Origin of the sequence: Sphaerisporangium viridialbum, assembly GCF_049674955.1 — a bacterium.
GTDB classification, from domain to species: Bacteria; Actinomycetota; Actinomycetes; order Streptosporangiales; family Streptosporangiaceae; genus Sphaerisporangium; species Sphaerisporangium viridialbum.
In genome coordinates this window covers 8,838,631-8,863,704 of sequence record NZ_CP187232.1, presented here as the reverse complement: position 1 = coordinate 8,863,704, position 25,074 = coordinate 8,838,631, and the positions used below count along the sequence as shown (strand labels likewise).

The 25,074-nt window shown below is 69.3% G+C and carries 24 protein-coding genes; 10 read left to right on the top strand and 14 right to left on the bottom strand.

Annotated elements, in window-relative coordinates; translation table 11 throughout:
• Nucleotides 1-142 precede the first annotated feature (142 nt).
• Entirely contained in the window at nt 143-1,648 is a 1,506-nt protein-coding gene (locus tag ACOZ38_RS39855) for a trypsin-like serine peptidase (protein WP_424536089.1), read from the bottom strand.
• Nucleotides 1,649-1,916: 268 nt separating this feature from the next.
• Between ACOZ38_RS39855 and ACOZ38_RS39850 the strand changes: the two genes are divergently transcribed.
• On the top strand, nt 1,917-2,480 hold the full coding sequence (locus ACOZ38_RS39850) for an SSI family serine proteinase inhibitor (RefSeq protein WP_424536088.1): 564 nt from the start codon (nt 1,917-1,919) through the stop codon (nt 2,478-2,480).
• 140 nt (nt 2,481-2,620) lie between these two features.
• Here the strand turns inward: ACOZ38_RS39850 and ACOZ38_RS39845 are convergent, their stop codons facing one another.
• From ACOZ38_RS39845 to ACOZ38_RS39830, 4 genes are all read right to left on the bottom strand, one after another.
• Nucleotides 2,621-2,983 carry a DUF1622 domain-containing protein gene (locus ACOZ38_RS39845; RefSeq protein WP_424536087.1) on the bottom strand — a complete coding sequence of 121 codons (363 nt, stop codon included), beginning with the start codon at nt 2,981-2,983 and terminating at the stop codon, nt 2,621-2,623.
• A 161-nt stretch (nt 2,984-3,144) separates the two neighbouring features.
• A complete protein-coding gene (locus ACOZ38_RS39840) occupies nt 3,145-3,453 on the bottom strand; it encodes a type II toxin-antitoxin system PemK/MazF family toxin (RefSeq protein ID WP_424536086.1) in 309 nt (102 codons plus the stop codon).
• A gap of 25 nt (nt 3,454-3,478) precedes the next feature.
• The gene (locus tag ACOZ38_RS39835; RefSeq protein ID WP_424536085.1) at nt 3,479-3,709 is read right to left on the bottom strand and encodes a ribbon-helix-helix domain-containing protein; all 231 of its coding nucleotides are present in this window, start codon (nt 3,707-3,709) and stop codon (nt 3,479-3,481) included.
• Nucleotides 3,710-3,869: 160 nt separating this feature from the next.
• The gene (locus tag ACOZ38_RS39830) at nt 3,870-4,280 is read right to left on the bottom strand and encodes a DUF2000 family protein (protein ID WP_424536084.1); all 411 of its coding nucleotides are present in this window, start codon (nt 4,278-4,280) and stop codon (nt 3,870-3,872) included.
• A 185-nt stretch (nt 4,281-4,465) separates the two neighbouring features.
• Here ACOZ38_RS39830 and ACOZ38_RS39825 point away from each other — a divergent pair, with 185 nt between their 5' ends.
• Together ACOZ38_RS39825 and ACOZ38_RS39820 are read left to right on the top strand one after the other, a co-directional pair.
• The gene (locus ACOZ38_RS39825) at nt 4,466-5,260 is read left to right on the top strand and encodes an SSI family serine proteinase inhibitor (RefSeq protein WP_424536083.1); all 795 of its coding nucleotides are present in this window, start codon (nt 4,466-4,468) and stop codon (nt 5,258-5,260) included.
• 329 nt (nt 5,261-5,589) lie between these two features.
• Nucleotides 5,590-6,525, top strand: coding sequence for an AraC family transcriptional regulator (locus ACOZ38_RS39820; RefSeq protein ID WP_424536082.1), 936 nt, complete (start codon nt 5,590-5,592; stop codon nt 6,523-6,525).
• A 95-nt stretch (nt 6,526-6,620) separates the two neighbouring features.
• Here ACOZ38_RS39820 and ACOZ38_RS39815 read toward each other — a convergent pair whose 3' ends face one another.
• Together ACOZ38_RS39815 and ACOZ38_RS39810 are read right to left on the bottom strand one after the other, a co-directional pair.
• Nucleotides 6,621-7,463, bottom strand: coding sequence for a L,D-transpeptidase (locus ACOZ38_RS39815; protein ID WP_424536081.1), 843 nt, complete (start codon nt 7,461-7,463; stop codon nt 6,621-6,623).
• A 332-nt stretch (nt 7,464-7,795) separates the two neighbouring features.
• On the bottom strand, nt 7,796-8,713 hold the full coding sequence (locus tag ACOZ38_RS39810; RefSeq protein WP_424536080.1) for an Ig-like domain-containing protein: 918 nt from the start codon (nt 8,711-8,713) through the stop codon (nt 7,796-7,798).
• Between the two features lie 597 nt (nt 8,714-9,310).
• Here ACOZ38_RS39810 and ACOZ38_RS39805 point away from each other — a divergent pair.
• Nucleotides 9,311-10,288 (top strand): zinc-binding dehydrogenase, encoded by a 978-nt coding sequence (locus ACOZ38_RS39805; RefSeq protein ID WP_424536079.1) that lies wholly within the window; start codon nt 9,311-9,313, stop codon nt 10,286-10,288.
• A 35-nt stretch (nt 10,289-10,323) separates the two neighbouring features.
• Here ACOZ38_RS39805 and ACOZ38_RS39800 read toward each other — a convergent pair whose 3' ends face one another.
• The 7 genes from ACOZ38_RS39800 to ACOZ38_RS39770 all read right to left on the bottom strand — a co-directional run bounded on the left by ACOZ38_RS39800 (nt 10,324) and on the right by ACOZ38_RS39770 (nt 19,667).
• Nucleotides 10,324-10,482, bottom strand: a complete 159-nt coding sequence (locus ACOZ38_RS39800; protein ID WP_424536078.1) for a hypothetical protein — start codon at nt 10,480-10,482, stop codon at nt 10,324-10,326.
• The gene (locus tag ACOZ38_RS39795; protein ID WP_424536077.1) at nt 10,479-11,234 is read right to left on the bottom strand and encodes a helix-turn-helix transcriptional regulator; all 756 of its coding nucleotides are present in this window, start codon (nt 11,232-11,234) and stop codon (nt 10,479-10,481) included. The genes ACOZ38_RS39800 and ACOZ38_RS39795 overlap by 4 nt, the downstream gene beginning before the upstream one ends.
• A complete protein-coding gene (locus ACOZ38_RS39790; protein ID WP_405141385.1) occupies nt 11,231-12,025 on the bottom strand; it encodes a DUF4097 family beta strand repeat-containing protein in 795 nt (264 codons plus the stop codon). The genes ACOZ38_RS39795 and ACOZ38_RS39790 overlap by 4 nt, the downstream gene beginning before the upstream one ends.
• 116 nt (nt 12,026-12,141) lie before the next feature.
• Nucleotides 12,142-12,321, bottom strand: a complete 180-nt coding sequence (locus tag ACOZ38_RS39785; protein ID WP_424536076.1) for a DUF6104 family protein — start codon at nt 12,319-12,321, stop codon at nt 12,142-12,144.
• A gap of 86 nt (nt 12,322-12,407) precedes the next feature.
• Nucleotides 12,408-16,109 (bottom strand): multifunctional oxoglutarate decarboxylase/oxoglutarate dehydrogenase thiamine pyrophosphate-binding subunit/dihydrolipoyllysine-residue succinyltransferase subunit, encoded by a 3,702-nt coding sequence (locus tag ACOZ38_RS39780; RefSeq protein ID WP_424536075.1) that lies wholly within the window; start codon nt 16,107-16,109, stop codon nt 12,408-12,410.
• Nucleotides 16,110-16,294: 185 nt separating this feature from the next.
• A complete protein-coding gene (locus ACOZ38_RS39775; protein WP_424536074.1) occupies nt 16,295-16,963 on the bottom strand; it encodes a B3/B4 domain-containing protein in 669 nt (222 codons plus the stop codon).
• A gap of 88 nt (nt 16,964-17,051) precedes the next feature.
• On the bottom strand, nt 17,052-19,667 hold the full coding sequence (locus ACOZ38_RS39770) for a glycoside hydrolase family 9 protein (RefSeq protein WP_424536073.1): 2,616 nt from the start codon (nt 19,665-19,667) through the stop codon (nt 17,052-17,054).
• 286 nt (nt 19,668-19,953) lie between these two features.
• Between ACOZ38_RS39770 and ACOZ38_RS39765 the strand changes: the two genes are divergently transcribed.
• From ACOZ38_RS39765 to ACOZ38_RS39740, 6 genes are all read left to right on the top strand, one after another.
• Complete coding sequence (locus ACOZ38_RS39765) at nt 19,954-20,505, top strand: winged helix-turn-helix domain-containing protein (protein ID WP_424536072.1); 552 nt, start codon at nt 19,954-19,956, stop codon at nt 20,503-20,505.
• On the top strand, nt 20,502-21,899 hold the full coding sequence (locus tag ACOZ38_RS39760; protein ID WP_424536071.1) for an MFS transporter: 1,398 nt from the start codon (nt 20,502-20,504) through the stop codon (nt 21,897-21,899). The genes ACOZ38_RS39765 and ACOZ38_RS39760 overlap by 4 nt, the downstream gene beginning before the upstream one ends.
• An 84-nt stretch (nt 21,900-21,983) precedes the next feature.
• On the top strand, nt 21,984-23,114 hold the full coding sequence (locus ACOZ38_RS39755; protein ID WP_424536070.1) for an MBL fold metallo-hydrolase: 1,131 nt from the start codon (nt 21,984-21,986) through the stop codon (nt 23,112-23,114).
• Nucleotides 23,115-23,344: 230 nt separating this feature from the next.
• Nucleotides 23,345-23,860 carry an NADPH-dependent FMN reductase gene (locus tag ACOZ38_RS39750; RefSeq protein ID WP_405141374.1) on the top strand — a complete coding sequence of 172 codons (516 nt, stop codon included), beginning with the start codon at nt 23,345-23,347 and terminating at the stop codon, nt 23,858-23,860.
• Complete coding sequence (locus tag ACOZ38_RS39745; protein ID WP_424536069.1) at nt 23,857-24,363, top strand: flavin reductase family protein; 507 nt, start codon at nt 23,857-23,859, stop codon at nt 24,361-24,363. The genes ACOZ38_RS39750 and ACOZ38_RS39745 overlap by 4 nt, the downstream gene beginning before the upstream one ends.
• A gap of 127 nt (nt 24,364-24,490) precedes the next feature.
• On the top strand, nt 24,491-25,057 hold the full coding sequence (locus tag ACOZ38_RS39740; protein ID WP_424536068.1) for a DUF305 domain-containing protein: 567 nt from the start codon (nt 24,491-24,493) through the stop codon (nt 25,055-25,057).
• Nucleotides 25,058-25,074 lie beyond the last annotated feature (17 nt).

Here is a 25,074-nt window from a genome sequence, read left to right as displayed (position 1 = left end):
TTTTCCAGATCAACTAACTATCGGCACCGTACTTGGCTGACCTGGATTCACTTCGTTATCGGATGGGTGATCGGGTCGTCGAACGAGTACGCCGGTAGGGGGCCGGACATGCGGCCGGCCCCCTACCCTGCCGTGGCTCGCGTCAGCTGGTCGTAAGCTTCCCGGTCCACAGGTTGGCGGAGTACTTGTAGATGCCGTAGGTGTCGCTGTTGAAGTACGGCGTCGTGATGTGGTCGTAGCGGCCGTTGCCGTCGGTGTCCAGAGTCAGGCTCACGACACCGTTGAGGTAACCGGTGCGCTTGCTGCTCTTGTACTCGATCAGGAACGGACCACCGGTGGCGCCCGGGGTGAAGGCGCACTTGATGGCGAGCTGCTCCTCGGCCTTGTACTTGGGAACAGCGGGAGCGGCGACGGTCTGGCCGTAGCACCACTTCATGGTCTCGCCGGTGTAGGCCTTGTTGCCGTCGAGGTGCGCGGAGGTCGGGTAGCCGAAGCTGAACTGCTTCGCCTTCGTGCTCCGGTTCCAGGTGAAGCCCTGGCCGCCGACGTTGTCACCGAGACGGCCCGCGTCCACGAACGTCTTGATGTGGAAGACCGTCTTGTAGTACTTGACCGTGGTGGTCTTCTTCACCCAGTACTTCACGTAGTAGTGGGTGATGGTGTAGGCCGAGTCGACGATCTTCTTGTAGCCGGGGCCGGTGTACTGGTTGTACGTGACCTCGTCCACGATCTCCGTGGCGGTCTTGCCCGGCGCCTTGGCGTAGTTCACCTTGGCGTCGGCCGCGGGAGCCTTGTCGTACTCGTCCTTGGTGACCTCCTTGACGACGCGCTGGCCGCCGGCGGTGCCCCAGGGGAGGACGGTCTCGGAACCAGTGGACTTCGACCAGGCGTCGGCGGTCTCGCCGCCCTTCTCGTCGACCTTCTTCTGGTACTCGTTCTGGGTGATCTCTTCGTCATTGGCCCACTTCGGACCCTTGTACGCGTCGTACTCGCTCTTGGCGACGATCTTCTCGCCGGTCTGCTTGACGCCGTTGTACACGTTGACGAAGGCGTAGTCGTAGTCGTAGTCCTCGTAGACCGTGAAGTCGTGGTGGAGGTTGACCTTCGCGCCGACGTAGACGCCCCACGGCGCCTTGCCCTGGTAGTAACCGGGGATGAAGACGAAGTTGTCGACGTACTTGTTCTTGTCGGTGTCGTAGACGCAGTGGCCCGCCGTGGCGACGAGGTTGCGGTACTTCGACTGGACCGAGCTGCCGGAGCACCAGTACGGCTTGCCGTCGACCTGGAAGAACACCTTGCCCACGTTGGTGGGGAGGTTGACGTTCTTCGACTTGCCGGCGGTCTTGCCACCGGCGCCGGTCGGGGCGATGGAGCCGGCCTTGCCGTCGGCGGAGGCCCTGCTCGTGCTCTTCTTCAGCTTGCCGGAGTGCGAGGAGTCCTCGAGGTAGCTCTTCGCGGACTTCAGCTTGCTGGGCGTCCAGGACCCCGCGATGGCCTTCGCGTCGGTCCCGTTAGCCAGCGAGCCCGACTTGACGGGAGTCGGTTTGGCCTGCGCGCTGGCAGAGGTGGAGAGGGTCGCGCCGATCATGCCGGTGGCGACGATCGCACCACCGAGAGGGAGGATGAGGCGCTTTGCTCGGGTGTTCATTGAGCTCCTTCTTTGTCATGGGATGCCCGGGAAGGTCCCACGCTTACGTAAAGAGACAGCACAGACCGTACTCCGGCGATCTTGCTCACTAGGCCCCAAATCGGACAAAAGTGGATGTCCGTTACCGGCTTGTTATGAAACCGGTGGAACCGGAGAGATACCTGATACGTCCAACTTCGCTCTTCGATCATGGTTGGGCGCTTGATCGGCAAGCACGCCTGCGGAAGGTGGGTCACCGCTCCACGCCATGCGAAATCGGGGGATGCACATGCGACGTCTCTTCACCGGCCTGACCTGCGCGGACCTGTCTCCAGGAGCGGGTCTGCCCCTGCGCGCGGGCCTGCCTTCGCGGGTGGCCCTGGCCCTGCGGGCGGGCCTGCCCTTCGGGGCGGCGCTGTCGCTGGGGGTGGCCCTGTCCGTGGGAGTGGTCGCCCCATCGGGCGCGGCCGCCGCTTCGATCCCGAGGCCGTTCCCCGGAGGCCCGGCCGCCCACTCCGCGGCGTGGCATCCGGTCAGGGGGATAAGCCGGGCGCTCCTGCTCACGATCGCCAAGGGCGAGTCGGCCACGCCCTCCGACCGCGTCGTGCTCCTGCAGTGCGGGTCGCCCGGCGGCACGCATCCCCGGGCGACGGAGGCCTGCCGGCTGCTCGACCCCGTCAAGGGAGACCTCGGCGACCTCAAGACCTCATCGGACGCCAGGTGCGCCAGGCGCTACGAGCCGATGACGGTCTCCGCGTCCGGCATGTGGGACGGTCACCACCTCTACTTCGAGCGCACCTTCGGCAACTCCTGCGAACTCCACGCCTACACCGGCGCCGTCTTCAACTTCTGACGTAGAACAGCGCGGAGCCTGTCCGCGCACCTGACTGTGGAACCCGGTCGTCAACCGGCCTACTGAGTTAGGTGCTTTGCATTTTGCAACTGGGCAAGAAGGGGAGTTGTGCTGGTGTGTGGGCAGGCATGTGGAGGAGATCAGGCCATGTTCCTGGGCTTGGGGTGCCAGGGCCAGTGGCCCTCTAGTTCTACCTCCAGGGAGAAGCTGAGGAAGGTTCTCACCAGGACGATGGCGGCGAGGACGCCGACGCTCTGGAAGGTGGGGGAGATGGCCACCGTGCGGATGATGTCTCCGGCGACGAGGAACTCCAGACCCAGCAGGATCGCCCGGCCGAGGGTCTGGCGGTAGCGCCGGTAGGCGTCGTGAGGCGGCCGGCGGTGCAGCAGTTCGTGGCCGAAGACGCCGCTCGCCAGCAGTGCCCCGACTACGATCACCCCCACGCCGACGAGGTCGACGGCCTTCCCCGCTGCTTCGACGACAGAGACGAACTCCACGGACATCTCCTCGCATCCGGCCGTCTGATGGCGCCGAGTTCGTCGACGAGGAGGACGCCGCGGCGTGGTCTCCTACTCTTGGTTCTGGAGAAGAGACCTTCCAGGGCGAGCGCCTATGAAACTTCTCGGCTTTCGAAGGACGGCGGATCTGCGCGCGGCGATCGACGTCAGAGGGCGAGATGGGTGCGTAGGGCGCTGTCCAGCTTGCTCAGGGTCGCGGGGTGCAGGCTCCCGATCCAGGTGCCCAGTCGGTCGACGGCGACCGCTCGGAGTTGTTCTGCCTGTGCCTTCGAGTCGACAGTGAGCCCGCATTCGTCGGCAGGTAGCAGGACCTGGAAGGAGAAGACGCGATCGACATTGGAAGTGATGGGAACGACCGTCACCACGCCCCGGCCACTGCGCGCGGCGGCACGGTTGGCCGCGTCATTGCTCACGATGACGCCCGGGCGGGTCTTGTTGGCTTCTGAGCCTCTCACCGGGTCCAAGGTGACCCAGTAGACGTCACCGCGCCGCATCGGCAACGCCGTCACCGGCTGTGGAGTCCCATAGCTCGGCATCCTCGCTCGCGTTCCATTCCGCGAAAGCGGCGGCATAGGTGTCTTCGAGGCCGGACGAACGGAGCCGCTCGATCGCGGAGTGGATCGCAGCGGACCGAGATGGGGCGTCGCCTCGCTCGACGGCCTCATCGAGGAAGGCCACATCCTCGCTGGGCAGGCTGACACTCAGTTTCATACTGCTGATGCTACCATGAGTACTACTCCGAGTTGGCTGATCGAGCTTTCGGGTAGTACCCATGGGGGCATCGTGTCAACCCACCTGGCTCACGCAGGAAGGCGAGCCCATGTGAGGACCCCTTCGAGACGGGACGGCGAGGTTCCGTAGGTCGCGATCCTCACGGGTGCAGGGGTAGGCCCTTGAGGGTTTTGTCTATGGCGTTGCGGGGGCCGTAGACGGCGAGGCCGACGAGGTTCAGGGCGTCGGCGGTGACCGCCCGGACGGCGGCGCGGTTGTCCTCGTCGTGGCCGGTCTTGAACATCTCCTCGATGTAGACCGCCGTGGTGAGCCCACGGCTGAGGGCGCGGGTGTGCACGCTGGTGAGCCCCTCGGCGTCGGCCGAGTAGATGAGCACCGGCTGGCGGAACATCGCGAGGTAGGCGTTGCCGGAACCGTCCGCGTACGGCTCGCCTATGACGTCTTCGGCCCCGCCGGCCACGGCGCTCGCCAGGAACGCGGTCACGTTGAGCTTCTGCCAGACGGCCAGATCCTCCCGGACCACGATGCCGATCTTCGTGTCGAAACGCATGTTCGCAGCTTGGCGGGGTGTGATGCGGCCTGTCTTGTACGGCGGTGCGGCGTCGGCTCGCCGTAACGCCGAGCGGCGGTGCGGCGCCCGTTCGCTGGGACGCAGAGCGTCGGTTCTTGATCTGGGGGTGCGGGCGCGGGAGGCTGGCCGTCGCTCAAACGTCATGCGTAAATCGGGGGATTCACATGCGACGTCTCTTCACTGGCCTCGGCTGCCTGGCCCTGGCTCTCGGTACGGCCGCGGTCGTCGGCTCGTCGGCCGCGAGCGCGAACTCGATCAAGGAGCCACCGCCCGGGGGCACGAGCCAGGAGCCTCAGCACGAGAACACCGCGGAAACGAGCCCGGGGCAGCAGGCGACCGGGGTGAACCCGGAGCAGCCCGCGGCCGCGCCCGGGCAGGAGGGGCAGGCCCCGGCCGTGCCCGCTACGGAGGGGCAGCCTCCGGCCGCGCCCGCTACGACTCCGGCCGCGCCCGCTACGACTCCGGCCGCGCCCGCTACGACTCCGGCCGTGCCTGCTACGACTCCGGCCGTGCCCGCTACGGAAGGGCAGCCTCCAGTCGCGCCGGGCGCGGAAGGGCGGCCCGCGGTCGTCCCCGGGACGGACCCAGGGCAGCAGGCGGGCGCGACCGGGACGGCTCCGGACCAGGAGGTGTTCGCGATCGGACCGCGATCCCGGGTGCTGGCCCTGGCCATCCACCACGGTGACAAGTCGTTCCCGCCCGACCGCATCCTGACCCTGCAGTGCTCGCCTCCGGGTGGGTCGCACCCCAAGGCGGCCGAGGCCTGCAAGGCGCTCGAAGCGGTCGGGGGCGACCCCGCCAAGCTGAACGTCTCGCCGGGAACGGTCTGCCCGCAGGTCTCCGAGCCGGTGTCGCTCGCCGCCATCGGCATGTGGGACGGCGGCCGGATCAAGTGGGAGCACACCTTCGGCAACGCCTGCCTTCTGCGCTCCGCCACGGGGCCTGTCTACGCCTTCTGAGGGGAGCGAGGGCAGGTCACCCGGTCATCGGCAGAAGCCAAGGAGCGCGAGCAGGCGGCGCCGGTCATCGGCCGATGGATTCGACGGCAGGAAGGGGTCCGGTCAGGAGATCGGGCCCCTTCGGGCTGTGACGGCCCCCTTCAGGCCGTGAAGGGGGCCGTCGGGCTGCGACGGGGTCTTCGAAGGTGCGGTGGTTCGGTATGCGGTGGTTCAGGGTGCGGGTGGTTCGGTATGCGGTGGTTCAGGGTGCGGGTGGTTCGGGGTGTGGGTGGTTCGGGGTGAAGGGTTGGTTTGGCTGGTGAGGGGTGGCGCGGGGTGAGAATGGGGGGATGGGAGGGGACTGGTCGCGGTACTGGCGTGCGCCTGACCGGCCGCTGGAGGCGATGCACGCGCACTTCGAAAGGCACGTCTACCACCGGCACAGCCACGAGACGTACTCCTTCGGCTTCACCGAGGAGGGGGCGCAGAGCTTCACCTGCCGGGGTTCGGCCCACACGAGCGCGGCCGGCATGGTGATGGTCTTCAATCCCGACGATCCCCATGACGGGCACGCGACCGACGAGCTGGGCTTCACGTACCGCATGGTCCACATCGGTCCCGGCCTGGTGGCGGACGTGCTGGGGGAGGCCGCGGAGCGCGCGGTCGGGCTGCCGCTGTTCACCGACCCCGTGGTTCCCGACGCCGGGCTGGCCAGGTCTCTCCGCGCGCTCCACGAGGCCCTGCTGGGAGGCGCGACGCCGCTACGCCGTGACGAGCTGCTCGACGGCGTGGTGGTGGCCATGGCCAGGCGGGCGAACGCACGGGTGCCGGATCTCGGCGCGTCACTTGGCAGGGCCGGTGGACGCGGCTCCGGCCCGAGCGATGGTCTGAGCGATCGTGTCACCGATGGTCTGAGGGATCGTGTCACCGATGGTCTGAGCACGGAGCCGAGAGCCTGGGCCGGCGACGGGACGGCGCGGGTCGTGCGGGAGTTGCTGCATGACGGGGACGACGGGGAGGTCTCCGCGAGCGACCTGGCCGCCGCCGCCGGGCGTAGCCGGTTCGCCGTGTACCGCTCGTTCCAGGCGGCGTACGGCATGGCGCCCAGCGACTACCAGCGGCAGCTCAGGTTGCGTACGGCCCGGCGGCTGCTCGTCGAGGGGCACTCGCTCGCGGAGATCGCCGCGATGACCGGGTTCACCGACCAGAGCCACCTCACCCGCTGGTTCACCCGGTACTTCGGGGTGACGCCGGGCGCGTACCGCCGGGCCGTCGCGCCGCGCTGAGGGCGGTGCGCCGCCCGTCGCGACGCGCTGAGGACGGTGCGCCGCGGACGACCTCACCGCCGTGATGGAACCGGTCACCGCCATGAGCGTCGGTGTCATTGGTTGATGATGATCATGGTGCCGAGGGGGATGTGGGACACCGCGTCGAGGCCGTCCTTGGGCAGGCGGACGCAGCCGTGGGAGACGGCGTGGCCGAAGGCGCTCTTGTCCGGCCAGCCGTGCAGGCCGACCGTGCCGGGGCCGCCGTCGTAGGTCTGCAGCTTCTCCGAGTGCATGCCGAGCGGGAGGATCACCGGGCTGTAGGTGACCTCGGGCGGGGAGAGCGAGGCGAGCAGGAAGGTACGGCCGAGCGGTGTCGGGGTCTCCTTGGTGCCGATCGCCACGGGCCAGGATCCGGTCTCCTGCCCGTCCTTCAGCAGGATCAGCCGCCGCGACGTCAGGTTGATGCGCACCTGGTAGGGGCTGTACGTCTGCTTGATCTTGCCGTCGCCGGTGTAGATCCAGCCCGTCGACCCGTTGGGCCTGCTCGGGAGGAGCACGCGCATCCACTCCGGCTTGGACTCGATCACCGGGAGCCAGGTGGGGTTGTCGAGCTGGGACGCCGGCACGACCGCGATCGGCGGGCCACCGGGCTCCGAGTACACGACCTTGGACGCCTTCGGGTGGACGATGAGCCCGTCGCTCGGGGCGAAGGGCTGTGGGTCGAGCTCCGCCTTGGCGACCTTCGTCCAGGTCGTCGAGAGGGGGAGGGCGGCCAACTGCTTGGGAGTGACCTCGACGGGGACCGCGGGCTTGGCCGGGGGCGCAGGTGGCTTGGCCAGCTCGCGGTCGACTTTCCTGTTGGTGAAGATCACGAGCAGGACGAGGCCCGTGAGCGCCGCGGTGATGACCGCGACGATCGCGATGGTGGTGCGCGTGGATCGACGGCGAACGTACATGGGACCCCCGGAAATACAGGCAATCGCTTATCGCGGTTCGAGGGATGACGGTGAGGTTCGGCCAATGGGAGGAGAGGACGGCGCCCGGCGAGCTTGGCCTCGGCGAACGGGAGGAAGGCGAAGGCGCCCGGTCGACTTGTTGTAGAGGGTCACGAGAGAGGGGGCTTGGACCCGGTGGCTGTAATGGCTTCGGGTTCGAGGCCGTGTCAATGGCCGCCGCGCGCCAAGGCGTTCGAGCCGTCTCGACGATCGCCGCGTGCCGAGGCCGGGAACGAGCCTGAGGGCCCGCCCAAGCGGATCGGGCGGGCCCTCTGGGGTGCCGGGCCGGTGGATCAACCGGTCACGGCGAAATGGTGCACGACCGGCCTGTGCTTGTGGTAGTGCTTCTTGTGGTGGTGGTACGGCTTCTCGTAGTGGTAGTGCTCCTTGTGCTCCGGGACCCAGCGGTGGTGCCTGGAGTCCCAGAACTCGCGGTGGCCGCCTCCCCTGTCGTAGTGGCCTTCGACGTGCCGGCGAATGCCCCTGTCGATCAGGGTCGTGAAGTCGTTCTCGTGCCTGTGCCAGAACCTGTGGCAGCGACGGCGAAGGTCGTCCCGCCTGTCGATGCGCGAGTTGCGGCTGCCTCCGTCTTCGTCGTCAGCCCCTTCGTCGTCGTGCCTGAAGTGGCGGCAGCGGTGCTCCAGGTTGTTGTCGCGGACGGTGCCGACCGAATCGTCGTCGTCATCCGTGTCGTCCTCGTCCCGGACATCATCCTTCTTCTTCTCCTCCTCCTTCTTCTTCTCCTTCTCCTTCTTCTTGTCCTCTTCCTTCTTCTTCTCGGCGTCCGGGTCGTCGACCTTCTCGATCAGCACCTGGGAGGTGCTGGGGTCGAAGGAGACGTTGCCCTGGTAGAAGGCGGTGATGTTGTGGGAGCCCACGTCCATGCTCGACGTGGAGTAAGTCGCTTGGGCGACTCCTTCGAGCTGTGCCGTGCCGAGATCCTTCGAGCCCTCACGGAACACGACCGTGCCCGTGGGAAGGATGTTGGTACCGGTCGCCGTCACCGTGGCGGTGAACGTGACCGAATGTCCCTTCTTGGCCGGGTTCTGCGACGAGGTCAGTGTCGTGGTGGTCGCTATGGCCCGTCGTACGGTGACGGCGAACCCGGGCTTCACGGGCGCGGCGGGAAGCAGGGATGCTGCCTTCGTGCCGAGGTTCTGCGGCGCCTGGTTCGCGCTCGCGCTGCTTGGTGCCGCGACGAGTGCGCCCATCGCGAGAGCGCCCGTGAGAGCTGCCGTCAGCCATGAACGACCGACATTACGTTGTAGAGACCGAGGGTGACCGACGTCTATCATAAAGCGGTCCTTTTCTTTTTGCAGTTCAAAGTAAAGGAGCACCTCGATGCTGGCGCGCCTGCATGTCCGACCCTACGCATGGTCGACCTCAATACCGTTGTCCGACATGCGGGAGATTCGCGCTACCAGCGAGTTAATTGCAAAAAATATAAGGTAACTACTCGGCCTTTTATCGTGATAAGTCGGGCGAGTCTCGCGGGGCTGTCCAGGCTGGAAGCCCTGCCAGGACGGGGAAAGCGCGCTGGGCGAAAGGTGGCTCTGCGCGCTTCAGTGATTCAGATCGGGCGCTCGGATTTATTTTGGTATCGGCGTGTCGCCGAATCGATGTGTGGTGATTCGACCATAATCGCGACCTTGCTCCGGTAACCGCCGTAGGCGTGGTTCGTCGCGGGCTACGAAGCCCAATGCGGCCAAGGGGGGCTATCAAGGAATTTGCGGTGGTTCGCGAAAATCTCCGCACCGACAGTGCGACCAGGGAAGAGCCGGGCAGGGGCGCGGGGATAGGGTGCGGCCATGTTCGCCGTAACGTGCACACGTACCGACCCCGACAACCCTCTCGCCGGGCTCACGCTCGGTGAGCACCCCGAGCCCAAGCTCCCCGACGGGTGGACCACGGTGACCGTCAGGGCTACGGCCCTCAACCACCACGACCTCTGGACGCTCAAGGGGGTCGGCATCCGCCAGGACCGGCTGCCCATCGTCCTCGGCTGCGACGCGGCCGGGGTCGACGAGGACGGCAATGAGGTCGTCGTCCACTCCGTGATCGGCACGCCCGTCAACGGGGACGAGACCCTTGACCCCAAGCGCTCCCTGCTGTCGGAGACCTACGACGGCACGTTCGCCGAGCGGGTCGCGGTGCCGCGCCGGAACCTGGTGCGAAAGCCCGCCGCGCTGTCGTTCGAGGAGGCGGCATGCCTGCCGACGGCGTGGCTGACCGCGTACCGGATGCTGTTCGAGAAGGCGGAGCTGGAGCCGGGGTCGACCGTGCTCGTCCAGGGGGCGGGCGGCGGCGTGGCCACGGCGCTCATCGCCCTCGGCCGGGCGGGCGGTTACCGCGTCTGGGCGACGAGCCGCTCGGAGGACAAGCGCGTCAAGGCGCTCGAACTCGGCGCCGACCAGGTGTTCGCACCGGGTTCACGGCTTCCCGAGCGGGTGGACGCCGTGATGGAGACCGTGGGGCAGGCCACCTGGGATCACTCCCTCAAGTCGCTGCGCCCCGGCGGCCGCATCGTGGTCTCGGGCGCCACCAGCGGCGCGGTGCCGCCGGCCGACCTCAACCGGGTCTTCTTCCTCCAGCTCTCGGTCGTCGGTTCCACGATGGGCACGCGCGACCAGCTCGGGCGGCTGACCACGTTCCTGGAGCAGACGGGCGTACGTCCCGTCGTGGACCGCGTCGTGCCGCTGGACCGCGCCGGCGAGGGCTTCGCGGCGCTCCACCAGGGCGAGGTCTTCGGGAAGATCGTCTTCACGGTGGGCGGAGACCGGGAGTAGAGCGGCCTTCTCAGGGCGAGAGGGGGGATGGGCGGCTACGGCCCGGCGGCCGCCGCCGCGTCCCCCCGGCTTCCGGCGTCGAGCTGCTGCCCGCGCCGCTGGGCGAGCTGGGGATCGAGCTGGGGGGTGGACTCCTCGCCGAGCCGTGGGGCGAGCCGGAGCAGGGGCGGCCGGAAGCCGTAAAGGATCATCATCGGAGTGCGGAGCGGATGCGGGTGGCGGCCTCGTAGAGCGCGTCGTGGGCGGTCGCCAGGGCCTCCTCGGTCACCGAGGACGCCGCCGCCGCGCCACGGACCTCCTCGACGAACTCGGCCAGCATCTGCCCCAGCTCGGTGTCGCGGTCACGCGAGCCGCGGCCCTCCCAGGTGTCGCCCCACACGCCCCGGAGCCAGTCCTGCTTCCAGCGCTGGCTCTCTTCCTTCCAGGCCTGCTTCTGGCGCTGGAACTCCTGCTTCTGCTCCTGCCACGCCTGCTTCTGCTCGCGCCAGGCCTGGCGGTAGTCGTCCTTGGCGGCGCGGAAGTCGTCCTTGGCCTGGCGCTGCTCCTCCTTGGAGCCCTGCCGCACGTCACGGGCCGCCTGGGTGAGCTCGTCGCGCAGGGACCGCACGGTGTCCCGTACGTCCTCCTTGACCTCGCGGGCGATGTCGCGGACCGACTGGGAGATCTCCTGCTCCAGCTCGGCCAGCTCGTCCATCCGGGCCTCCAGCTCGGCCCGGCCCCTGTCGGTGATCGTGAAGACCTTCTTGCCCTCCACGACCTCGTGGGTGACCAGGCCCTCCTCCTCCAGCCGGGCCAGCCGGGGGTAGATCGTGCCGGGCGAGGGGGAGTACACGCCGAGGAAGCGGTCCTGCAGGAGCCGGATCACCTCGTAGCCGTGCCGCGGGCTCTCCTCCAGCAGCTTCAGCAGGTACAGCCGGAGCCTTCCGTGGGCGAAAACCGGGCTCACTGGTCTCTCCTCAGAAGCGTCACGTCGGCCGACACGGTCGTGGCCGAGACGGAGGCCATCCCCCCGCCGATGCGGCCGGAGACGGACTTGACCCCCGGGCGGCTGGAGTTCTCCAGGCCGGAGAAGGCGGTGTTCAGCCTGCCCGACGTCGAGCGCAGGTGCACGTCGGTGTCGACCGAGTGCGGCAGCCGTACGACGATGGCGCCGGACACGCTGTGCAGGGTGACGTGACCGGTCGGCGGCAGCTCCAGGTCGGCGGTGATGCGGCCGGACACCGTGTTGGCGCGCAGGCGCCGCGGGGTGCCGCCCGCGACGGTCAGCTCGCCCGCCACGCTGGTGAACGAGAGGTCTCCGGCGAGGCCTCTGCTCTCGACGGCGCCGGACACCGTCTCGGCCTCGATCTCGCCGCTGACCCCGTCGAGCACGATCTCGCCGGACACGCTCTTGACGTTGGTGTGCCTCTCGAAGCCGGCGACCACGGCCGAGGCGGAGATCACGCCCGCCTGTACCGGGCAGTCCTTCGGGACCGTCAGCGTCAGTGTGGTCTCGCGGCGCCCGGGCCGCAGCCAGCCGAGGATGCCGTCCCAGGTCAGGTCCTTGTACGCCACCGTGAGGCGGCCGTTTTCGTCCTGCTCGACCATGAGCGGGGGTGTCCCGATGTCGCTGACTTCCAAGGTCGGTGGCCCGTCGCTCGCCAGCACGGCCAGGCGGCCGGCCACGATGCGCACGCTCAGCGAGCTCACCGCGTCGAACGTCAGCTTCTCGGGCTTCTCGATGGTCCATTTGGGCATGATCTGGCCCTTCGACGGCGCTTATCGACTATCTTGCATAAGACACGATATATCGCGTTTGCCAGAAGTCAAGATGTATCGCGTTTCTATGCCGATGATAGAGCGCCGTAGGTGGATCAGTCGTCGTCCTGGTCGTCGAGCCGGGCGAGCCAGGTGGCGAGGCGCTCCACGGGCGTCTCGAACTCGGGGTTCAGGTCGACGAACTCGCGAAGGCGCTCGGCCAGCCATACCATGCCGACCTCCTCCTCGCCCCGGCGCTCGACGAGCTCTTCGATTCCCTTATCAGTGAAATACATCACATCTCCATGACATAACAGGACATATGAGGAAGTCCCCCACAGAACCATCCTGTGGGGGACTTCCTTCCTACGGGAAACCGCTGCTAGCCGAGGCAGGCGGTGGTGATCTGCTCCAGCTCGGCGTCGTGGGCGGCGTGCGAGCCGACCGCGGGCGACGAGTTGGCCGGGCGCGACACCCGGCGCAGGCCACGACCCCCGAGCACGTCGGGGTCCTCGGTGAGCTTCAGGGCGAGGTACGGCCACGGGCCCATGTTGATCGGCTCGTCCTGCGCCCAGACCAGCTCGGCGTCCGGGCTGTAGCGGGAGAGCTCGGCCCGCAGCTCCTCGGCCGGGAACGGGTAGAGCCGCTCCAGCCGCACGACCGCCACGTCGGTGCGCTCCTGCTTGTCCCGGGCGGACGCCAGGTCGTAGTAGACCCTGCCGGAGCAGAGCACCACGCGCCGGACGTTCGACGGGTCGACGGTCGAGTCGCCGATCACCGGGCGGAACGCGCCGGAGGTGAACTCGGCGGTGGCCGAGGCCGCGGCCCTGAGCCGCAGCAGGGACTTCGGCGTGAAGATGATCAGCGGCTTGTGGCGGCCCGACAGCACCTGCCAGCGCAGCAGGTGGAAGTAGTTCGCCGGGGTGGTCGGCTGGGCCACGGTCATGTTGTCCAGCGCGCACATCTGCAGGAACCGCTCGATGCGGGCGGAGGAGTGGTCGGGACCCTGGCCTTCGTAGCCGTGCGGCAGCAGCAGGACCAGGGACGAGCGCTGGCCCCACTTCTGCTCGCCCGCCGAGATGAACTCATCGATGATCGACTGGGCGCCGTTGGCGAAGTCGCCGAACTGCGCCTCCCAGGCGACCAGGGCGTCCGGGCGCACGACGCTGTAGCCGTACTCGAAGCCCATCGCCGCGAACTCCGACAGCAGGGAGTCGTAGACGTAGAACTTCGTGGTGCCCTCGTTGAACGACTTCAGCGGCGTGTGGTCCTCACCGGTGACCCGGTCGACCAGCACGGCATGCCGCTGGCCGAAGGTGCCGCGGCGGGAGTCCTGCCCGACGAGGCGGACCGGGTGGCCGTCGATCAGCAGGGAGCCGAAGGCCAGGGCCTCGCCCATGGCCCAGTCGATGGAGTCCTCGGTGACCATCTGGCCCCGGCGCTGCAGCAGCGGGGAGAGGCGCGGGTGGACCGTGAAGCCCTCCGGCAGGTTGAGCTGGGTCTCGACGACCCGCTTGACCGTCTCCTCGGTGATGGCGGACGGGGTGTCGTCGTGCGACCACGGCACCACCTCGTCCGGCGCCGGCTTGACGACCGCACCGGGCTCCAGAGGCTTCTTGCCGGCCTCGCGGGTCTCGGTGAAGGCCCGCTCGAGCTGCTCCTGGTAGTCGCGCAGCGCCTGCTCGGCCTCGTCGACCGTGATGTCGCCACGGCCGATGAGCGCCTCGGTGTAGAGCTTCCTGATGGACCGCTTGGCGTCGATCAGGTCGTACATCAGCGGCTGGGTGAAGCTCGGGTTGTCGGTCTCGTTGTGGCCGCGGCGGCGGTAGCAGACCAGGTCGATCACGACGTCCTTGCGGAACGTCTGGCGGTACTCGTACGCCAGCCGGCCCACCCGCACGACGGCCTCAGGGTCGTCGCCGTTGACGTGGAAGATCGGCGCCTGGATCATGCGGGCGACGTCCGTGGCGTACACGCTGGACCGCGAGGAGGCCGGCGAGGTGGTGAAGCCGACCTGGTTGTTGACCACGACGTGCACCGTGCCACCGGTGCGGTAGCCGCGAAGCTGCGAGAGGTGCAGCGTCTCGGCCACCACGCCCTGGCCCGCGAAGGCCGCGTCGCCGTGCACCAGCACGGGAAGGACGGTGAAGCCCTCCTCGCCGCGCTCCAGCAGGTCCTGCTTGGCGCGGACGACGCCTTCGAGGACCGGGTCGACCGCCTCGAGGTGCGAGGGGTTGGCCACGACCGACGTGGCGATCATGTTGCCGCCGGGGGCGGTGAAGTCGCCCGAGGCGCCGAGGTGGTACTTCACGTCACCGGAGCCGTGGGCGCTGCGCGGGTCGAGGTTGCCCTCGAACTCGCCGAACACCTGGGCGTACGACTTGCCGACGATGTTGGCGAGGACGTTCAGCCGGCCGCGGTGGGCCATGCCGATCACGACCTCGTCGAGCTGCTCGTCGGCCGCCGCGCTGATCACCGAGTCGAGCAGCGGGATCAGCGACTCGCCGCCCTCCAGCGAGAAGCGCTTCTGCCCGACGTACTTGGTCTGCAGGAACGTCTCGAACGCCTCGGAGGTGTTGAGGCGGCGCAGGATGTGGAGCTGCTCCTCCCGGCTCGGCCGGGCGTGCGGCTTCTCGACCCGCGACTGGATCCAGGCCCGCTCCTCGGGGTTCTGGATGTGCATGTACTCGATGCCGACCGTGCGGCAGTAGGAGTCGCGCAGCACGCCGAGGATGTCGCGGAGCTTCATCAGCGGCTTGCCGCCGAAGCCGCCCGTGGCGAACTCGCGCTCGAGGTCCCACAAGGTGAGGCCGTGGGACTTGATGTCGAGGTCGGGGTGCTTGCGCTGGTTGTACTCCAGCGGGTCGGTGTCGGCCATGAGGTGGCCGCGCACGCGGTAGGCGTGGACCAGCTCGATGACGCGGGCCGACTTGGCCACGTCGTCGTCGTGGGTGGCCGAGATGTCCTTGACCCAGCGGACCGGCTCGTAGGGGATGCGCAGCGCCTGGAAGATCTCGTCGTAGAAACCCTCCTCGCCCAGCAGGAGCTGGTGGATGCGGCGGAGGAAGTCACCGGACTGGGCGCCCTGGATGATGCGGTGGTCATAGGTGCTCGTGAGCGTCATGACCTTGCTCACCGCGAGCCGGTTGAGCGTCTCGGTGGAGGCGCCCTGGTACTCGGCGGGGTACTCCATCGCGCCGACGCCGATGATCGTGCCCTGCCCCTGCATGAGGCGCGGGACCGAGTGCACGGTGCCGATCGTTCCGGGGTTGGTGAGGCTGATGGTGGTGCCGGCGAAGTCGTCGACACCGAGCTTGCCGCCCCGGGCCTTGCGGACGATGTCCTCGTAGGCCGTCCAGAACTGGCGGAAGTCCATCGACTCGGCGCCCTTGATCGACGGCACGAGGAGCTGACGGGTGCCGTCGCTCTTCTGCACGTCGATCGCGAGGCCGAGGCCCACGTGCTCGGGCTTGACCAGGGTCGGCTTGCCGTCGATCTCGGCGTAGGAGTAGTTCATGTCCGGCATCGAGGCGAGCGCCTTGACGATCGCGTACCCGATGAGGTGGGTGAACGACACCTTGCCGCCGCGACCGCGCGACAGATGGTTGTTGATCACGATGCGGTTGTCGATGAGCAGTTTCGCCGGGACCACGCGCACGCTGGTGGCCGTGGGGACCGCCAGGCTGAGATCCATGTTGGCCGCCGTGCGCGCGGCGGCGCCGCGCAGGCGCACCTCCTCGGCGCCCGAGGGGGCGGCCGCGGCGGGCTTGGCCTTCACGGCCTGCGAGCTCGGTGCCGGAGTCGTCGCCTTGGCGGCCTTGGGTGCGGCCTTCGCCGGTGGAGCCAGCTTGGGCGCCTGCGCCGTGGTGGTCCCCGCGGCGGCGTCTGCCGTCGCGCCGTTGGACCCCCCCGGCGCCTGCGTGCGGCTCGTGCCGGACTCGGGGTTGTAGTCAGCGAAGAAGTTCCACCAGGCACGGTCGACAGACTCCGGGTCCTGGAGATACTTCTGGTACAGCTCGTCGACAAGCCACTCGTTCTGTCCAAAGTTGGTGAGTGGGTTTGTCCGCGACGACTCAGACGACACGGCGGAAATCGCCCTCTTCCGCAGATCGGCGTTGTTGATTAGAGAACCTGTCCAAGGCTACTCGCCCAAATAAGTGGCGTGTGCGGTCTCGGCCGGGCTCACCGCCCGATCATCCCAGGACCGTTCAAACTGGTCACGCCCGGGTAGCCCTTCCGGGGGGTGAGGGCATGCTTACCCGCGGCCGCCTACTCTGCCGGGCCCACCAGGCGCGCCTCGACGCGGACCTCGGGGCTGATCTCCCTGAGCAGACCGGCCAGCTCGTCTCCGGCCGCCGAGAGCTCCTCCAGCGACATCGGCGCGAGCCGTTCGAGAAGGAAGAGCGCGTCCACGGTGTCCTCGGTGATGCGGGTGCGGACGCACTGGCGCCAGTTCCACCTGCGGCAGGTGATCCCCCGGTCGTCCCGCCAGACCACCTCGCCGATCTCGGGGTGGTCGATGACCGTCTCGCCCTTCTCGATCGCGTCGAACGGCTCGTCGCCGGCCGCGCGCACGAGCCTGGCCGTGCCCTCGTAGTGCGCGAGGTCCTCGCCGCCGATGGGCAGCGCGTGGCGGATGCTGACGGCGTTGTACGCGTCCACGACGAGGTTGATCTCGGGAGGCGGCATCCGGCGCACCAGGGCGTCCACCGACGGGCGGGTGCGCTGGGGCTTGGCGCCGAACGAGCGGTAGGCGTCCTGCCAGGCGACGATCTTCTCGTCGTCGGGCCGCGCGGCCCGCGCCGCCGCCTCGGCCAGCCAACCTCGGGAGTGGTCGTCGGAGGGCCCGTTGCGCAGGCCGTACGCGCCGATGACCAGCACCCTGAAGTCCGGCCGCAGGTCGGTGACCGCCTTGTCGATCCAGATGCCTTCGATCATGCCGCATACCCTAACCGGGGCTCCGGGCCCCAAGAGCACGGCGCGGGCCGGCCACGCCCCGGTGGCCGGCCCCTGTCTCCTCACGTGCTCAGGCGCAGGCGGCGCCGTTGAGGGTGAACAGCTCGGGCGCCGGGTTGGCGCCGGGAGCGCTCTTGCCGTTGAAGCCGAACGTCACCGACTGTCCCGGCTTGATCTTGGCGTTCCAGTCGAGGTTCCTCGCGGTCACCGTCGCACCGCTCTGGGCGAGGTCGGCGCTCCAGAAGCCGTCGGTCTTCTGGCCGCCGAGGAAGGCCCACTTCAGCGTCCAGCCGTCGATCGTGGCCGTACCGGTGTTCTTGACCGTCACCTGGGTGGTGAACCCGGCGGGCCACTCCCCGTGCGTCGTGTACGTCACATGGCACTTGCCTGGGGCCTTCACCGTGCCGTCGCCCTGGCCGGCGACGAACGCCGAGATCCACGACAGCGGCGAGTTCCAGTTGATCGTCAGCTCGTTGGTCGCCCAGGAGTTGATGTCGTCGATGTAGCAGAACTGCGGCTTGCAGTCCTTGAGCTTCTCGGCGGCCACCGGGTCCTGGACACCGGAGTTGGGGCCGCCCGCGAGGGTGCCCTTGGGCGGGTTCGGCAGGGTGGCGTCGAGCTGGTGGGAGTACCACCGGCTGTGCTGGTTGTGCGAGGCCACCTCGCCGTAGCCGGTGACGTACGACTGGTTCAGGGCGTTGCGGCCGAAGATGTAGTCGATGCCCTGGAGCACCCCGTCGCGGTACTTCTGTGTGCCGGTGATGTCGTACGCCGCGGCCATGACGACCATGTTGTTGAGCACCAGGTTGTTGGAGCCCCAGTCGTAGGTCGGCGGGTCGTAGGGCACGCCGTACGGGTGCGCGGCCAGCGTCGCGAGGTACTTCTCCGCCCCCTGGACCACCGACTGCCGCACCTGGTCGCGGCCGGGCAGGGCGTTCGGCACGGTCGCGAGGTCGAGGCGGCCGAGCTGGGCCACGTGGCCCCAGTCGAAGCCGCGCGGTCCCCAGATGTCGGCCGTGTGCTGCGGCGAGGCCAGCACGTAGTCCTTGAACTCCTTCTCACCGGTGGTGATGTAGAGCTCGGCGGCGGCCCAGTAGAACTCGTCGCTGACGTCGGCGTCGTCGTAGGTGCCGCCGCCGGTGCCGTCCGCGGGGGAGGCGAGCTTGGCGGGGTTGGCCTTGGCGGCGGCCCAGGCCTTGCGGGCGGCGGTCAGGTTCCTGGCCGCGAACGCCGCGTCGTAGGGGGCGTACAGCCTGGAGGCCTGGGCGGCGGTGGCGGCGAGGTTGAGCGTCGCGGCCGTGGAGACCGGGTGCAGCTGGCGCTTCTGGGCGTCCAGGTGGGGGAGCAGCGGCAGGCCGGTCCAGTTCTCGTCGTGGATCTTGTGGTGCGCCATGCCCGCGAACGGCTTGCCGTCGGGGACCTGCATCTTGAGCAGGAACTCCTGCTCCCAGCGGGCCTCGTCGAGGATGTCGGGGACGCCGTTGCCGCTCTCGGGAATGGTCAGCGTGCCGTCGGTCAGCGGCTTGGCCGTCGCGGCGTTCTTGGTGCGCTCGTACTCGCCCATGAGCTGGGCGACCGAGATGCCACCGTTCACCACGTACTTCCCGTGGTCGCCCGCGTCGTACCAGCCGCCTGAGACGTCGAGGGAGTAGTCGCAGACCCCCGGCTGGCAGGGCACGTTCGTGTCGCCCTGGTTCGGCGCGACCCCGACGTGGCCGGCGGGCCTCGCGTATCCCGGCCGCAGGCCGTCGAGGATCGAGATTCCGCTGCGCTGCGGGTAGTAGAACTTCAGGGCGTCGGTGCCGAGCTGCTCGTAGGCGGTCGCGCCGATGTCGAACGGGCGGCTGGTCTCGCCGTCCGCCGAGAGCGTGTAGCCGGTGCCCGCCTTGGTGTACGACCCGAAGTCGATCGAGTGGACGTTCTGCCCGGAGCTGGCGTCCACGCCGCGCGGCCTGGTGCTCCCGGAGGCGACCACGTGGCCGCCGCCGTCCTTCAGCTGCCAGGGCAGCGCGGTCGTGGCGTCGGTCACCACGGTCGCGTTCTTCGGGCCCTTGGGCAGGTAGGCCACCTGGTTCACGCGGACCCTCGGGCCGGTGTCGGGCTTGTAGACCTCGCGCTCGGCCCCGCCCTTGAGCGAGATGTCGTCCACGCAGAACCGCCACGGCGTGGCGCTGCCGCCGATCTGGAACACCACCTGGGCGTTCGGCAGATCCACCGGCGAGGTGAACGTGTACGAGTAGGTGGCGCCGTCCGGGCCGAGCTCGGGGTTGGCGGTCAGGTAGGCCGTGTACGGGTCGACGGGGAGCTGGACCAGCGCCCGTCCGACCTTCGCCGGGGTGGCGGAGCCGTACAGGCTGAAGGCGTAGGTCTCGTCCTTGACCAGGGGAATGCCGTCCTGGCCGATGATGGCGTCCCACGGGTTGACGGTGCCGCCGGGGACGTCGGCGCACAGTCGCCCGCCGCTGGTGTCGAAGGTCAGGTTGGCGGTGTGCCACCAGGGGTCGCCGCCGCTGTCGAAGGTCCCGTTGACGATCTGCTCGGGGCCCTCCGCGAGCGTGCTCGCGGCCGGGATGGCGGTATTCGTACCGGACGCGCGTGCGGCCGGGGCGGACAGAGCGGACGCGGCCAGCGTGGCCGCCGCGGTGACGGCGAGCGAGGCCGCCCACCGCCGGGATGGTCTGATCACGCGATTTCCCCAGGAAGTCATGGATTGGAGCGCTGCATGGGAGCGCTCCCAGACAACGGTCCCCGCATGGTTCCAACGGGTCACGTGCCCGTCAATGGATGATCGCGACCCGCGTGCGCGGTCAGGTCCTCCCGGTACGGCTTGCGCCCGTCGCCGTGGCCGCGAGGGGTTCCGGGGGTCGCTCCCGGCATGAAAGTTTCATCTCCGGGATCCCAAACGAACCTTTGCAAACGAAACTTTGCAAAGCTATCTTTGTCATATGAGCGAATCTCCGGATACGTACCGTGTGAGCGATCCCCAGGCGCTGAAGGCCGTGGCGCATCCGCTGCGGGTGCGGTTGCTCGGCGCCCTCCGCCTCGACGGGCCGGCGACCGCCACCGAGCTGGCCGCCAGGTTCGGCGAGAGCTCCGGCTCCACGAGCTACCACCTGCGGCAGCTCGCCAGATACGGCTTCGTCGAGCAGGACCCCGAGCAGCGCGACGCGCGGGAGCGCCGCTGGCGGTCCGTCCACAGCTACACGTCGTGGAGCGAGCTGGAGCTGGGCGGCAGCCCTGAAGGCCGGGAGGCGGCCCGGTTCATGCGCAACCGGCAGATCGAGGTCCTGGTCAACGACCGCGAGCGGTTCGAGAGCGAGCGGGAGTCCTGGGGCCCGGCCTGGGTGGACGCGGCCGGCATGGCCGACGACATCGCCCGGCTCACCCCCGCGTCGGTCAAACTCCTGTACGAGCGCTTCTCGGCCCTGATCCGCGAGATGGAGGCGAACGACGCGGGTGGCCCCGACGCGCAGAGGGTCTCGCTGCACCTGGCGGCCTTCCCGACCAGGGGGTACGGCCGATGAGAGCTCCCCACCACGCGGGCCGGTCCGGTCGCGCCTCCAGCCCGCCGGACGACGCTTCCAGGGCGGACGACGCTTCCAGGGCGGCCGGCACCACCGGATCCCTGCCTCGCCTCGATGCCCTCCCCTTGCCCGCCGCCGACGGCGGCGCCCATGTCCTCGCCCCTCGTTCGGCGCTGCGGCGCTACGGGCTCATCAGCTTCCTGACATGGTTTCCGCCGGGCCTGATGATGGCATCGATGATCTTGCTCATGACCTCGCGGGGCCTGGACCTCGCGCAGGTGGGGATGGTGATCTCCGTCCAGGCGATCGTCGTCGTGGCCCTTGAGCTCCCCACCGGCGGCCTCGCCGACGTCCTCGGGCGGCGGGTGCTTCTCGCCGTCTCCGCACTCTTCAGCGTCGCCGGGCTGGCGCTGCTGGCCGTGGCCACCTCGGTCTGGCTGTTCATGGTGGCCTCGGTGCTCAAGGGGGTCGCCCGTGCGCTGTCCAGCGGGCCCGCCCAGGCCTGGTATGTCGACATGCTGCACGCCGCGCGGGGAGCGGAGGCGGATCTCAAGCCCGGCCTGGCCAGGGGAGAGGCCATGGGGTCGCTGTCGCTCTGCCTGGCCACGCTGACCGGCGGCTTCATGCCGCTCGTGCTGCCCGGTGGCCTGGTCACACCGATGATCGCCGCGGCGGTCGCGGCGGCCGTGCTGTTCGTCGTCGTCCTCGTCGCCATGCCCGAGCCGCCCTATCCGCGTCCCACGATCGGGTCGGTCATGCGTGACGTTCCGGTCACCATCGGGGCCGGGCTCCGGCTGGGGCTCCGGGACCGGGCGCTCAGCCGGCTGCTCCTGGTGTCCTTCGCGATAGGGGCGGGGCTCTACTCGATCGAGGTGCTGACACCGGGGAGGCTCGCCTCGCTGACCGGAGGGGCGGAGTCCGCCAGCTCGGTGTACGCCCTGGTCGCCTCCGCCGGGTTCGCCGCCAGCGGTTTCGGGTCCTGGTCGGCCCCGTGGGTGGCGCGGCTGCTCAAAGGATCGGTCCCGGCGGCCGTGGCGGGCACGGGGGTCGGAGCCGCCGCGTTGGGGACCCTGGCGGCCACGACCGTGTTGACCGGAGTCTGGGGTGTGGCAGCCGCGGGCGCCTCCTATGTGGTGATGTTCGCGGCCATGGGGGTCGCCGGGCTGCTGCGCGTGGAGATGATGCACCGGAGGGTCGGCTCCTCGCAGCGTGCCACGCTGATGTCCGTCGACTCGCTGCAGCTGCAGTTCGGCGGGGTGGTCTTCTCGCTGGGCCTCGGGCTGCTGGCGTCCCGGGCCGGAACGGCCGCGGCCTGGTGGTCCGCCGCCGCCGTCGTGCTCGTGTCCGCCCTGCTCTACTTGCGGCTGCCGGCCGCTGGGACACCCCCCGAGTAGAACATCGTTCGGTGGCCGGGGCACAATCGTGGCGTCGAAGGCCGAAGGGAGCGCGGGCATGAGCGATCAGGGGCGGGACCGGCCATGAACGAGGCGACACCGGACGTGCGGGCCGCACAGGCACAGGCCAAGGCCGCGGACGGCAAGGCGGCCGAGCGCGGCAGGAGGGCCACGCCGGCGAGCGAGGAGCAACGGGACGCCTGGAAGAGCGGGGCCATGCCGAAGGTCGAGCAGGTGCGCCCGGGGCTGTGGTCGATCCCGGTGCCCATCCCGATCAACCCGCTGAGGTACGTCCTCGTCTACGCCCTGGAGCTGCCCGGCGGCGTGGCGATCATCGACGCGGGCTGGAACACCGAGGAGGCCTACACCGCCCTGGTCGACGGGCTGGCCGTGGCCGGATACGCGATCACCGACGTGCGAGCGGTGCTGGTGACCCACATCCACCCCGACCACTACGGCCTCGCGGGACGGGTGCGCGAGGCGTCGGGCGCGTGGATCGGCCTGCACCCGGCGGACGCGGCGCTGGTGCACGACCGCTACGACGAGTCGGCGATCGACGCGCTGGTCGCGCGCGAGCGGGCGCTGCTGGCCCGCTCGGGCGTGCCGCCGCTCACGCTGGACGAGCTGAGCGGGGCGTCGAGGATGATCCGGCACTACGTGACGATGGCCGCGCCCGACCGGCTGATCGAGGACGGCGCCACGCTGGACCTGCCCGGCTGGGACCTGCGGGCCGTCTGGACCCCCGGCCACTCGCCCGGGCACCTGTGTTTCGTGTCACCCTCGCGGCGGGTGCTGTTCTCCGGGGACCACGTGCTGGCGAGGATCACCCCGATCGTGGCCGTCCACCCGCAGTCGGCGCCCGACCCGCTGTCCGACTACCTCGACGCCCTGGCGGCCGTCAGGGACTTCGAGGTGGACGAGGTGCTGCCCGCCCATGAGTACCGCTTCCTGGAGCTGGCCGACCGGGTGGACTACGTCATGGCCCACCACGCCAAGCGGCTCGCGGAGATCGAGTCGGCGGTGGCGGGCGCGGACGGGGCCCACTGCTGGGACATCACGACCCGGCTGACCTGGTCGCGGCCCTGGGACACCATCCCGGCCCACATGCGGAGGGCCGCCACCAACGAGACCCTCGCCCACCTGGTCTACCTGGAGGCGCGGGGCCGGCTGCGCCGCGTGGCGGGGGAGCCCGACCTCTGGTATCCGGACATTTAGTATTTCAGGGAAAACCAGTAGGGAATATTGACATTACGGTTTGGTCTACGTAGGTTCTCGAGCATGAGCCAGATCCCCCTGACCAGGCGCGCGCACGTGGACTTCGGCCACGTCACCAGTGCGCAGTGTCGCCGCACGAGCTGACAACGGCAATCTCTGAGCACCTCCTCGCATCGGCTCGACGCGGCCGGTGCCGTCGCGGGAACCGGGAGAAGAGTGGTGAGCGACAGATGAGTTTCGTCACGTTGGTGGGCAATCCGCGGGAAGGGTCACGTACGCGGACGGCGGCGGAGCACGCGGCCGGGCTGGTGGCAGAGCGCCTCGACTACCCAGGAAAGCGAGATGTGGTGGACCTGGCCGCCCTGGCCACGGTCCTGCTGGCCCCGAAGCCTCCGTCCGAGGTCCAGGAGGCCCTCCAGCTGGTCGCGGACGCGAAGGTCCTGCTGGTGGCCAGCCCCACGTACAAGGGCACCTACACCGGCCTGCTGAAGGTCTTCCTCGACCGGCTGCCGTCCCAGGCACTGGCCGGGACCGTGGCGCTGCCCGTGCTGGTGATGGGCGACGCGCGGCACGCCCTGGCGGTCGAGACCCACCTGCGGCCGCTCCTCGTGGAGCTGGGCGCGAACGTACCGACCCCCGGCCTGGCGCTGCTCGAATCCGAGATCGCCGCTCCTGAGGAGGTGCTGGGCCGGTGGGCGGACCGGGTGGTGCCCCAGATCGTGCTGAGGGAAGGCGCGACGGTATGACCGAGACACTTTCCGAACGGGCCGTGGACAACGAGGGCTTCCGCCGGGCGCTCGCCGTGCACGCGGCCGGGGTGGTCGTGGTGACGGCGCAGGCCGGCGGGGTGCCGGTCGGCCTGACCGCGACCTCCTTCTCCTCCGTCAGCCTCAACCCGCCCCTGGTCTCCTTCTACGTCGACCAGTCGTCCACGACCTGGCCCTGGCTGCGGCAGGCCGAGAGCTTCGCGGTCAACGTCCTCGCCAGTGACCAGGCCGAGCTCGCGTCCAGGTTCGCGCGCAAGGGGGTCGACCGGTTCGCCGAGCCGACCAGGTGGGGGCCGGGCCCCGGCGGCGTGCCCCTGCTGAGCGGCGTGTCCGCCCATCTGGTCTGCGCGCCGCACACGACCGTCGAGATCGGCGACCACATCCTGGTCGTCGGCCTGGTGACGGGCACGGGGATAGACACGGCGGGCCGTCCCCTGCTGTACCACCAGGGCCGGTTCGGCCGCTTCACCCCGCACTCCTGACCCCTCCCCGCCGCGCGGTTGAACGCGATAGGAGAAACGCGCGTATCTCTGCACGAACGGAGCGCGGGTCTCCTCCGCGCTCCGGCCGGTCCCGCGCCGGACGCCGTCGTGGGGGAAGGGGAAGCCGATGCGCGGGAACCTCGCGGCCGTTGGCCTCGTCGCGGCGCTGGCCGTTCCCGGGGTCGCCGGGTGCGCCTCGGCCCCCGGGCGCGCCGTGCGGGTGGCGGCGACCTACGACATCCCGTACAACCTGACGGACGTGCTGTTCTCGCGGGAGATGATCCTGCACTACCGCCAGTCGATCACGCTGGCGCGGCTCGTCCCTGGGCGGAGCCAGGACGGGTACGTGAAGGGCCTGGCGGAGAGGATCATCGGCGAGGAGGCCCCCCAGATCGAGGTGATGGCGCGCGCGCTGAGGGCCTGGGAGTTCGCGGTGCCGGACCCGGACAACCCTCCCCAGCACCAGATGCCCGGGATGACGTCCCCGGCCCAGCTCCTGCTTCTGAAGGGCAAGTCGGGGCCGGAGTTCGACCGGCTCTGGCTGACGACGCTCGCCCGGCACGCCGACTACGGTGCCCGGCTCGCGGAGAAGGCGCGCGACGAGGGCAAGGACCGGGGGACCGTGGCCCTCGCGCGGCGGCTCGCCGCCGCCCAGAGGGCCCAGGTCGCCGAGATCGTCCAGCACCTCTCGTGACGCCCGCCCGTACGGAC